General features: G+C 67.0%; 9 protein-coding genes. 4 read left to right on the top strand and 5 right to left on the bottom strand.

What is annotated here, in order from left to right:
* Positions 1 to 1,216, top strand: a 1,216-nt coding sequence (locus RCJ92_RS13000) for a glycoside hydrolase family 3 N-terminal domain-containing protein (RefSeq protein WP_446754774.1), incomplete at its 5' end; no start/stop codon positions are given.
* Positions 1,217 to 1,310: 94 nt separating this feature from the next.
* On the opposite strand, the gene RCJ92_RS12995 is transcribed toward RCJ92_RS13000, so the two are convergent.
* The 5 genes from RCJ92_RS12995 to RCJ92_RS12975 form a co-directional block, all read right to left on the bottom strand.
* On the bottom strand, positions 1,311 to 4,643 hold the full coding sequence (locus RCJ92_RS12995) for a S8 family serine peptidase (RefSeq protein ID WP_446754773.1): 3,333 nt from the start codon (positions 4,641 to 4,643) through the stop codon (positions 1,311 to 1,313).
* Between the two features lie 371 nt (positions 4,644 to 5,014).
* Entirely contained in the window at positions 5,015 to 5,503 is a 489-nt protein-coding gene (locus RCJ92_RS12990; protein ID WP_138925556.1) for an FBP domain-containing protein, read from the bottom strand.
* A gap of 409 nt (positions 5,504 to 5,912) precedes the next feature.
* On the bottom strand, positions 5,913 to 6,737 hold the full coding sequence (gene thiD, locus RCJ92_RS12985; protein WP_138175146.1) for a bifunctional hydroxymethylpyrimidine kinase/phosphomethylpyrimidine kinase: 825 nt from the start codon (positions 6,735 to 6,737) through the stop codon (positions 5,913 to 5,915).
* A gap of 30 nt (positions 6,738 to 6,767) precedes the next feature.
* Positions 6,768 to 7,388, bottom strand: a complete 621-nt coding sequence (locus RCJ92_RS12980; protein ID WP_446754772.1) for a hypothetical protein — start codon at positions 7,386 to 7,388, stop codon at positions 6,768 to 6,770.
* 109 nt (positions 7,389 to 7,497) lie between these two features.
* Entirely contained in the window at positions 7,498 to 8,208 is a 711-nt protein-coding gene (locus RCJ92_RS12975; RefSeq protein ID WP_138175142.1) for a TetR/AcrR family transcriptional regulator, read from the bottom strand.
* A 507-nt stretch (positions 8,209 to 8,715) separates the two neighbouring features.
* On the opposite strand from RCJ92_RS12975, the gene RCJ92_RS12970 reads away from it, so the two are divergent.
* The 3 genes from RCJ92_RS12970 to RCJ92_RS12960 all read left to right on the top strand — a co-directional run.
* Positions 8,716 to 9,432 (top strand): queuosine precursor transporter, encoded by a 717-nt coding sequence (locus RCJ92_RS12970; RefSeq protein WP_446754771.1) that lies wholly within the window; start codon positions 8,716 to 8,718, stop codon positions 9,430 to 9,432.
* Between the two features lie 58 nt (positions 9,433 to 9,490).
* Positions 9,491 to 10,177, top strand: a complete 687-nt coding sequence (locus tag RCJ92_RS12965; RefSeq protein ID WP_446754770.1) for an ABC transporter ATP-binding protein — start codon at positions 9,491 to 9,493, stop codon at positions 10,175 to 10,177.
* 1 nt (position 10,178) lies between these two features.
* Positions 10,179 to 10,888 (top strand): hypothetical protein (locus tag RCJ92_RS12960; RefSeq protein ID WP_446754769.1); only part of this gene is annotated, 710 nt, incomplete at its 3' end.

Genomic DNA, 10,888 nt, shown 5'->3' with positions numbered 1-10,888 from the left:
GTTGGCGCTGAGCGGATGTTCCGGCGGGGCCCCGCAGCCCGACCCCGCCCCGGGCCCGGCCCCCGGCTCTTCCAGCCCCGCCCCCAGCGGCAGTGCCTCCGCACCGGCGTCCCCCACCGCCTCCCCGACGCCCACCGCCTCCCCGACGCCCACCGCCTCCCCGCAGGCTCCGGAGGCGCAGCGGGCCAGTGAGCTGGTGCGGGACCTGGAGGTGCAGCAGCAGGCCGGACTGCTGGTGATGGCCGGGGTGCCGGCCACCGGTGCCACGCAGCAGGAACTGGACCAGCTGGCGGACGCGGGGATTGCCAGCGTGTTCCTGCGCGGGCGCTCGCAGTTGTCGCTGCAGCAGACCGCCGGTCAGGTGAAGCAGATCCGCAAGGCCGTGGCACCGAATGTGCCCGCACAGCTGGAGCCGTGGATCGCCACCGACCAGGAGGGCGGTTCGGTGCGGGTGCTGCAGGGTTCGGGCTTCACCAACCTGCCCAGCGCGCAGACCCAGGGCGGCTGGTCGGCCAAGCGCCTGGCCCAGTCCACCGGACAGCTGGGCCGGCAGCTCAGCGAGGCCGGGGTGAACGTGAACCTGGCGCCGGTGGCCGACACGGTCCCCAAATCGCTGGGGGCCGGCAACGCCCCCATCGGGCAGTGGCAGCGGAATTTCGGTTACGACCCGGACACCGTGTGGGATGCGGTCGGCGAAGTGAACCAGGCGCTGGATGATGCCGGGGTGCAGCCGGTGATCAAGCACTTCCCGGGCCTGGGAAGGGTGAAGGGCAACACCGACACCACCGAACGCGTGGTGGACACCGTCACCGACGCCCAGGACCCATACCTGCAGCCCTTTGTGCGCGGCATTGAACAGGACCTGGCCTGGGTGATGATCTCCAACGCCAGCTACTCCAAGCTCGACGCCAAGAACCCGGCCCCGTTCTCCCGGGCGATCATCGATGAGCTGCTGCGCGACCAGCTGGGCTATGAGGGCCTGGTGATCTCCGATGACCTGTGCGACGCAGCGGCCGTGTCCGAGACCGCGCTGGGGCAGCGGGCGGTGAAGTTCATTGCCGCCGGGGGCACCGTGGCCCTGTGCGTGCAGGCCGATGAGGCGGTGCAGATGGTGCAGGCGATTGCCGCCCGCGCCGCCAAGGACGGGGCCTTCGCCGACACCGTGCGACAGGCGGCCACCCTGGTGGTCACCGAGCACCTGCGGGCGCAGGAGTAAGTGCAAGAGCCCCGGTCGTGCCCCCAGCATCTGCTGGGAGCACAACCGGGGCTCGGTACCTCAGGACGGAACAAGTCCTGCCGGATCGTGCCGGCTAGTTCTTGTGGTGTCCCGACTTGTGTCCGTCGACCACGGTGAGCACCTCGGCGCGATCACCATCGTTCTGCGGCTTGTGCTTGTTCTTCTTCTCACCGAGCTTTCCGGTGCCGTTGTGCAGGTGCAGCAGCAGCGCCTTGGACTCCTTCTTCACGTTCTCGACGCTGACCGGGATGTGGTTGCCCTTCAGGTCGGTGAACAGGGTGCCGGTGGCGCCGAAGTCCAGCTGCGGGCTGGCGACGTTGAAGTCGATCCACTTCGTGGTGTCCACCGGAACCAGGGCGCCCTGGTCATCGGTGTGGTACCAGGAGTAGGACTGCACGCGGTAGGAGATCTTGCTGCTGGACTCATCCAGGCCCAGCGAGCTGAGGGCCACCGGCAGGATCGCCACGTTCGTGTCGAAGGTGTTGGTGTCCACGTCTCCCAGCACGCCGTTCAGCGGCTGCAGGTCAACCTGGGCCCCGGTCTTCGAGTCGAATGTCGCCACCAGGTCCAGGTCGATGTCATCGAGCTGGGTGGTGAACGAGACGTAGTCGGCCTTGCCGTCCCCGTTGGTGTCGAATTCGACGTCCAGTTCGGTGGCGCCGGCCAGGTTCGCCCAGTTGTCCCAGGTGGAGATGCCGATGTTCAGCAGCCCATCGGCCACCCCGGTGCGCGGGGCAGTGGTGGAGGCGCCCACGTACTGCAGGTCCATGGCGCTGGCCACGGGGATCGACTCCAGGCGCTTGCCCTCACGCTTGCTGGTGGCGCCCAGTTCGAACGCGCCCAGCAGGCTGGTCACCTGGCCCTCACCCTTGCCCAGGGCCAGATCCTGGCCCTTGAGCTTGATGCTGGTCTGGTTCTGCCCCTTCTTCAGCTTCTTGACCTGCCCGCTCATCTCGGCAGTGGGCTTCGGCGCGGCCTGGACCGGTACCCGCAGGGTGGGGGCCTTGGAGCTGCTCAGTTCCACGCGCCCGGTCACGTCGCTGACCCAGGCCCGGGCCAGGCCGGACTGGGTGCGCTCCATGGTCGGGTCCATGGTCTTGGAGAACTTGCGCGGGTCGATGCGCAGGGTCACGTTGACCTTGGCGCTCTTGCCCGGGGCCACCCGCACCGAGGAACGGTCCAGGCTGTAGCTGGCACCCGGGATCTCGGTCGACGGCACGTACTTCAGCTTGTAGTCCACGCTCTTCTTGCTGGTGTTCTTCACCGTGATCGAACGGGTGGCGGAGAACTTCTTCTTCGCGTCCAGTTCGATGACCCCGAACACCACGGAGGTCAGGTCCGGGTTCTTGGTGTCGAAGGCGTAGGCCGGGGAGGAGATCGCAGCATCGGCCATCACCCGTCCGGCGCCCACGCGGTTCGGCCCGTAGGCCTTGCCGTTGGCGGCCAGCACGTCGGCGGCGGCGGTGTTCATGATCAGGCTCTTGGCCTGCTCCGGGCTGTAGTTGTTGCCTTCCAGCACCAGGGCGGCCACACCGGCGACCATTGGGGTGGCCATCGAGGTGCCGGACTTGACGGACGGACGGTTTCCGGTGCCTACGGCCACGGAGCCGATCTGCGTTCCGGGGGCCGCCACGTCCGGCTTCACCACGCCGTTGGAGCCGTGCACGCCGCGCGAGGAGGAGGAGTTCAAGGTGTCCTTCGCCCCGGATTCCCCGGAGGTGGCCCCGATCAGATCGGGGGACAGGGTGACCTTCAGGGTTCCGGCCTCGGCCGCCGGGCGCAGCTTCTTGGAGTTGTCCAGGGTCAGCTGGGCGCCGGGGATGGTGGCGTTGCCGGCGATCCCGGCATCAAACAGGTTCGTTTCCGAATCCATCAGCACCCCGGTGGCGCCCCCGGCTTCGGCGTTGTTGAAGCGGGCGGCGGAGCCACAGGGGAACTGCCCGTCTTCGCTCCACTGCAGCCACACCCACTTGCCCTTGAGCGAATCGGCCGCAAAGGGCTCACAGCCAAAGGCGTTGGAGGACGGGGCCATGACCACTTCACCGCTGAGCTTGGCAGGATCGGCGGAGGTGTAGTTGAAGTTCGAGGAGTACTGTCCGGCGACGGTGCCAGCCACATCGGCCGGGGCATCGACCTGGATGCCGTCCAGGGAAACCTGCGAGCCCACGGTGTTGGCCACCGTCAGGGAGCTGCGTGAGTTGCCTGGCGAACCGCCGATGTCGGTAACGTCCCCGGCGTTGCCGCTGGCGACGACCGAGAGGATCCCGGCCTTGCTCAGCGCGTCAACGATGTCGTTTTCCGGGTCCTGCGTGGGGGAGCGGTCCGACCCCAGGGACATGTTCACCACGTCGGCGCGGTCGGAGAAGTCCCCGTCGCCGTTCGGGTCCAGCACGTAGTCCAGGGCCTGGCCCACCACGGCGGAGGAACCGGAGCAGCCAAAGACGCGGATGCCGATCAGCTGGGATTCCGGCGCCGTGCCCGGACCGACGCGCATTGTGGAGACCTCCTTGGCGGTGAGCTTGGAGTAGTCCCCGCTGAAGGTGGTGCCATCGGCGTTCACGCCGTAGCCCGAGGAGCTGCCGGCCACGTGGGAACCGTGCCCTGCGCTCTGGCAGTCCAGCGGGTTCGGGTCGGGGCGCGGCACCGGCTGGTAGTCCGCAGCCTTCGGGTCGGCATTGTAGTCATCGCCCACCAGGTCCCAGCCGCCAATGAACTTCTCGGGATCCAGCAGGCCGGAGTCGGCCGAAGGCAGTTCGTGGGAGGCCTGGGCCTGCTTGTATCCCTCCAAGGTCCCCGGACCGCCGAATCCGGCGTGGGTGTAGTCCACGCCGGTGTCCAGCACGGCGATCTTCACGCCCTCGCCGGTCTTGCCCAGCGCCTTCCAGCTTTCCAGCGCGCCGGTGTCAATGACGGCGCCGCGGTTGGTTGGATGCTTGGGAACGATGGCGCTGATCTTGGCAACGTCGGGGCTTTCAGCCAGTTGGCGCAGCTGTTCGGCATCGCCCTTCAGTGCCACGCCGCGCAGCGTGTTCGCCGTGGTGTACAGGACTTCGGACTTTGATTCCTTGGCCAGCGCCTTGCCGCGCTTTTCGACCTCGGAACGGATCTGCTTGACCCGCTTGCTGTTCTTCTTGCGGGTCTTGACCTCCACTTCCTCGAAGGCGCCGGCGCCTTCGAGCTGAACGTATACCGATACTTCACCGCTGGCCTTGGCCAGCGGCCCGGAGACCTTCAGGTCCTCCAGGGTTGAATTGTGCTTGCCGCCAAGCGACTGTGCTGCCTCACCGTCGGCAGGTCGCGGCACCGGGGCCGCCATGGTGGGTGAGGATATGGTGACTGCCAACGCCAAGGCGGTGGCCGACGCCATGACCGTACGGGCAAGGCCCGATGGGCGCCGAGTGATCATGATTCTCCTAGCTGGGCTGGAAAGCGGAATCATCCTGCGCGAGTATCGGCTCCCGGCAGAAGCACCCCATTGCCCCAAGATCAGTCGCCGCTAGGCTTTCTTGACGTCCGCTCGTGCGTCAAGATCCCACCGTTATCTTATGTGACCATGACCACATTTCAAGCGTTTATTGAATAGTAATCTTCGGAGCTTCGCATTTTCGCTACCCAGCGGGCGATAGCGGGAGGAAAAATACCGCGAGATTCCCGGCCCGGAGGCGGTTCGCAGCTCGCGCGGCGTTCGTGGGAAGTATGACGCCATCTGACGTCCGCCCCCGGCCGGGGGGCGGAGATCAGCTGGTGTTGTCGGTGCTGTGGGGTGCGGGCGTCGGGCTACACCCGGTTGATCAGTGCCTGCAGCCGTTCGCCCATTTCAATGATGCGTTCGGCCACGACCGCCGCGGGGTCCGGGTTGATTGCGTTCTTCGGCGGCAGTACACGGATGTTCTGCGGGCATTGGAAGTCCGAGCAAATCAGCGTGCCCAGGCTGTTGCCGTTGCGTCCGCTGGCGCCCGAACGCCGGGCGTTCCACATGGTGACGGGGTTGGTGGCATTGACGTCCCGGCAAATTTCGCACATGATCGCGCGCTTGACCTTCGGGGTGGTGTCCGGCGCGCGCAGCAGCAGTGCGCGGGTCGTGCCGTCCGGGCCCGTGGCGACCAGGTAGGCGCGCTGCGGCATTTTAGGATCGCGCCAGCCCAGGAAATCATGTTGCTCCCACTGCAGGGTGGGGAAGCCTTCCGGAAGAGTGAGTTTGCGGGCCTCGGAGCGGGAGGCGTTGATGAAGCTGGAGCGGATGGTGGATTCGGTAATGGGCTGCATGAGGATGTCCTGGCGTAGATGGGTGCGGACAAGGCGCACCGGCGGGTAGGGAGGCTAGGCCCTGCAGCGAACATCGGGGACGCGAAACGGCGGCAGCGCGCACGGCGCACTGCCCGAGGTGGCGTTAACCCCGTCCGCCGGCAGGGGCGAACGGGCGGGGAATCCTCAAGCCCATGTGGGCCACACCCCTTTCCCGTGCCAGGCACGTATCGCAGTCAGCAGACAAGTCATCGGCGGCTCCGGCAAGGGCGGAACCAGAATGAGCCCTGCGGCGCCAACAGCGGCACACGACTCACTTTTTAGGGTAACAGCCAATGAACGCCGAGGATCTCACATTCCCGGGGGAGATGCGCCACAAGGGGGCAGTATCGCAATACTGCCCCCTTGTGGAATCCTGCGTGGCTGGAGCCTAGCGACGTCCGCCCTGCCAGAGGGCATCGAACGGGGTGGCGCCCGAGACGCGGTGGCGGATGCCCTCGGTCACGAACTCCTTGGCGGTGCGGGCCGCCTCCAGTGGGGAGGCGCCCTTGGCCAGTTCAGCGGTCACGGCGGCTGCCAGGGAGCAGCCGGCGCCGGAGACGGCAACATCCCCAATCTTCTTGGCGCGCAGCACCTCCAGGGTGGTGCCGTCGTAGAAAACGTCGATCGCGTCCTCACCGGCAATGCGGACCCCGCCCTTGGCCAGCACCGCGGCGCCGGAGGCCTCGTGGATCTTCTTGGCGGCGGCGATCAGGTCTTCCTCCGAGGAGATCGAGATCCCGGACAGCTGCTCGGCCTCGAAGTGGTTCGGGGTGACGAAGGTGGCCAGCGGCAGGAGGTTCGCCTTCAGGGCCTGGTCGGTGTCCAAGGCGTGGCCCGGTTCCTGGCCCTTGCAGATCAGTACCGGGTCGAGCACGACGTTCTTCCACGCCTGCTTCTTCAGGGCGTTGGCCACGGTGTCGATCGTGGTCGGCGAACCCATCATGCCCAGCTTGACGGTGTCCAGGCTCTCGGCGTAGCAGGCCTGCACGGCCTCGAGCTGGTCGGCGATCACCTGGGCATCGACCGGCACGAAGCGGTGGTTCCAGTTGTCCTTCGGGTCAAAGGAGACGATGCAGGTCAGTGCGATGATGCCGTAGGTGTTCAGTTCCTGAAAGGTCTTCAGGTCGGCCTGCGCCCCGGCGCCGCCGGTCGCTTCGGAACCGGCGATGGTCAGGGTGATGGCAGGGCGTTCAGCAGTGCTCGTAGAAGTCATAGTTCAAGTGTAGGGAATCGGCGGGGATGCTCAGTTCGATTCACGGGACATGACACTGATCTGTGTGGCCTTGGACCAGCCGGGCGCCAGCGGGTTGGCGTGCTGCTCCTCGGCGACCAGCAGCATCCAGCTCATCCCGTGCTGAAATGCCGAGCCGGCGAAGTTGGCCAGCACGGCCCGTCGGGCCAGGTCCGGCTGGGAGGGCGAGTACAGGTCCGGGTCGGAGAGCAGCGCGAAGTTCGAACCCAGGTGCATCCGCCCGCGGGCGACGGGGCGGTCAAAGTCGGTGACCTCCACGACGTCGTAGTTATCCATCGGTGCTTCAAAAATGGTGGAGGTATCGGGCAGCTTGACGACCTGCTCGACATCTTCGGGCTTCCCGGCCAGCAGGACGAGCGTGGCGATGTGCTGCCAACCCTGCTGCGAAAGTTCGGTCGCGGCCTGGTCATTGCGGGCGCCGAGCAGCATCAGCCGGGTCGCGTCGGAAGGGGCCTTCCAGGAGCCCTGGGGCCAGTAGCGCAGCAGCTCCACATCATTGCCGTCCTCGGAGACCGAGCGGACTTCCTCCGGGGAGGGCACCGAGGGAATGCGGTCCCGCAGCAGGGCATAGCTGTTCGTCCATTCCGGAAGCTGTCGGGCTGCGGCGTTCATGCGGGACTCCTCTGGTGGTCAGGGCCTGTGATTCGTACTTTCGACTTTACGCCCATTTGCCGCCCCGTCCGGATCAGTGTGACCAAACCCGGGCCGGGAACCCGGTGCGTCAGGAGGCCAGGTTTCCGGCGGCAGGACGCCCGGGGTGGGTGCCCTGGGGTTCCTCGGCGTCCCGGGCTGCGGAATCATCCAGCAGCCCCAGCAGGTCATCGAACAGGGAGCGCACCACCGGCAGCCGGGAGAGAACCGCGAACTTCGCGGCAAGGGGCGCCGCATTGCGCATTAACCGGCGGGAGCGGCGTTGGTTTGCAGTGCTGTCATAGGCCCAGAGGAAGAACAGCATCCGGGAGAGCAGCAGCAAGAAACGCGGCAGGTCCCGGCGGATTCCCAGCGGCGGCAGGGGTCGGGCCTGCTCGACCACCTGCTGCCACATCTTCAGCTCGGTCTCCCGGCCCGGCGCGCCGGTGGGCTCCGCCTCGCCGAGCAGCACCTTCAGAAAAGTCGGGCCAAAGCCGTGGTACGGCTGCAGTACGCCGACCGAGATATCCAGTGCGCTGCGGATATTGCTTTCCAACGTGTTGCCCTCGGTCAGGACCTGCTGGCAACGCTCGAACTGTTCCTGGCGCAGGCGCAGCAGCAGCTGCCCGACAATCTGTTCCTTGGACTCGAAGTAGTAGTACGCGTGCGACAGCGACACACCGGCCCGCTGGGCGATGACGCGCATGCTCGCCTCCCGGTAGCCGAGCTCGGCAAAGGCCTCCAGGGCGGTCTGCAACAGTTCGGCCCTGGTGTTGCGGCCCTTGCGGGTGGCTGGCTGCACGGCGGCGATTCTCCTTCAAGGCCCGGCGATCACGGTCCCGGGCTCTATTCTACGGACTTTTGAACGCGTTCAAAAATAACGGTTCGGAAACGACGGATCCAAGCCTGAATCAACTGAAGCCCCCTGTTCCTACCGGATGTTGATCGAAGAACACCAGATGGAAATGGGTTTGAGAGCCTACCCGTATCCACTGTGACGCAGCTGGCTTTTGACCCGAGAGGCTGCAGGCGGCCCAAAGTGCTGTGGTTCTTCGAATGGGGCTGGCTGACCGGCGGGAACCGGAAGGGGCAACAAGCGCCGGGCAGGCCGCTGGGCCCAGCGCCATCCAAGGTGCCGAAGCGTGGGATAATGGTGGGGCAAGTGCTAATACAGCGGGGTCCAGTCGGCCCCACTTCCGGGGCGGATCGCCCCACCCCTCCAGACGGAAACCGCAACCGGTTTCCCGCGGGCGGCGAAGTGGGAGGGCAGGCAGGACCCTGGCGAACCACTTCTAATGAGGAAAATTTCATGGGCGCATCAAACGCCAACTCCCTGACCGAACATCGCTCCAAGGCCATTTTCGCGGCCACCGGCAGCCCCTATTTCTCCACCGTCCTGGCCCTGATGGCCACCGTGGTCATCCTTTCGAACATCGGCGCCTCCAAGGGCGTGGCGTTCGGGCCGATCATCACCGACGGCGGGTTCTTCCTGTTCCCCATCGCCTACATCCTGGGAGATGTGATCTCGGAGGTGTACGGGTTCAAGGCCGCACGCCGCTCCATCCTGGTCACCTTCGCCCTGGCCATCTTCGCGGTGGTGTGCTTCTGGATCATGATTGCCCTGCCGTCGGCCGACTTCTATGACGGACAGCAGGCCCTGGCGCGCACCCTGGGCCCGGTGTGGCAGATCGTGCTCGCCTCCGTGCTGGGCTTCCTGACCGGGCAGATGGCCAATGCCTGGGTGCTGGTCAAGCTGAAGGAACGCTTTGGCGAACGTGGACTGATCGGCCGCCTGATTGGATCCAGCGGGGTCGGTGAATTCCTGGACACCCTGATCTTCTGCTCCATCGCCGCCTCGGTGATCGGCATCGCCGATGCCGCCAGCTTCATCAACTACGTGGTGGTCGGCTTCGTGTACAAGACCGGGGTGGAGATCATCTTCGTTCCCCTCACCTCCCTGGTGATCCGCTGGTTCAAGCGACGCGAGCCCGGGTACCGGGACGCTGGCCTGCTGGGCCAGGGCTAGGGCGAAATCCTCCACGCGGAGGATGCCTCTGCCACCGCGGGGCCGATAGCCTCGAAAGATGAGCGAAGCGGCCCCCACCATCGGCATTCAGGGCCTGGTCGCCGGTTACGGCGCCCAGGCCTTGTGCGAACCCCTGGACCTGCAGCTGCACCCCGGGCAGGGGGTTGGCATCATCGGGGTCAACGGCAGCGGGAAGTCCACGGTGCTGCGCGCCATCTTTGACCTGCAGGCGCCGCTGGAGGGCAGCGTGCGTTTCGGGGACGAACCGATGAACGCGGCCGCGCTGGACTACCGGCGCAAACTGGCCCTGCTGGTGGAGGACGCCGCCTTCCTTGACGAGCTGAGCGTGGCCGAACACCTGGACCTGGTCGCGCGCGGACACCAGGTCCGGGACCCGGGACAGGCCGTGGCCCGGGAGCTGGACTTCTTCGGCCTGCAGCCGGTGGCGGCACATCTGCCCCACGAGCTCTCCTCCGGCCAGCGGCGCAAGCTGATGCTCGCCGCCGCCCTGATCCGGCCGGCGGACTACCTGGTGCTTGATGAACCCGAACAGCGCCTGGATCCCCAGTCCAAGGCCCGGCTGGCCGAGCGGCTCAGCGGCCGCCGTGAGCAGGGGGCCGGGCTGGTGCTGGTCAGCCACGATGCCGGCTTCATCGGGCAGTGCACCGCTCGCGTGCTGCTGCTGGACCAGGGGCAGTGGAGGGAACTGACAAGCGCGCAGGCGGTGAACTGGCTTGCCCGCTAGCATGCGCCATCCGCAACCGGCTGCCAACGCTCCGGGCCTGGATCCGCGCGCGGTACTGCGCCAGGCGCGGCGGGCGCGCAGCCGGGCAGAGAAGTTCGATGCCTTTTCCGACACCTACATGTGGATCCTGCTGGTGGGTTTCGGCTTGGCCTATGCCTTTGGTTTCCTGCGGGCCTGGCTGGGGGCGCTGCTGGGCGAGTTCGCCGCGCCGGTGCCGTTGCCGAGCGCGGTGCTGCCCCTGGGACCGGTGCTGCTGGTCGCGGTCCTGGTGATCCCGGCCCTGGTGGCGCGCCTGCTGCTGCATCTGGGGCCGGCCGCGGTCAGTGCCGCCCAGGCGGTGTGGTGGCTTTCGCTGCCCATTGACCTTCGGGGGCTGCACGCCGCGGCGTTGCGCCGCGCCCGCTGGATTGGGGCGCTGGGCAGTGTGGCCGCCGGGGTGCTGTGGTTCGCCCTGTGCTGCGCGGTGCTGCCGGCCCCCACCCTGGTGCTGGCCGCTGCCGCGCTGGGAGCTGCGGTCCTGGCCGGGGTGCTGGTGGCGAACCTGGCGGTCATCGCCCAGGCCCGCGGCGCCACCAACCGGCTGCGCCGGGCCGGCACGATGCTGTTGTGGTCGGTGGTGCTGGCGTCACTGGCCGGGTGGGGGCTGGCGGTGGCCGGGATCCTGCCGGATGTGGAGGGCTGGATGCGGGACTGGGCCTGGCAGGGGAGGAG

It is taken from the genome of Glutamicibacter sp. BSL13, from assembly GCF_052928425.1.
Note: the sequence above shows the minus strand (reverse complement) of the source record. Positions and strands in the feature narration are given on the sequence as shown.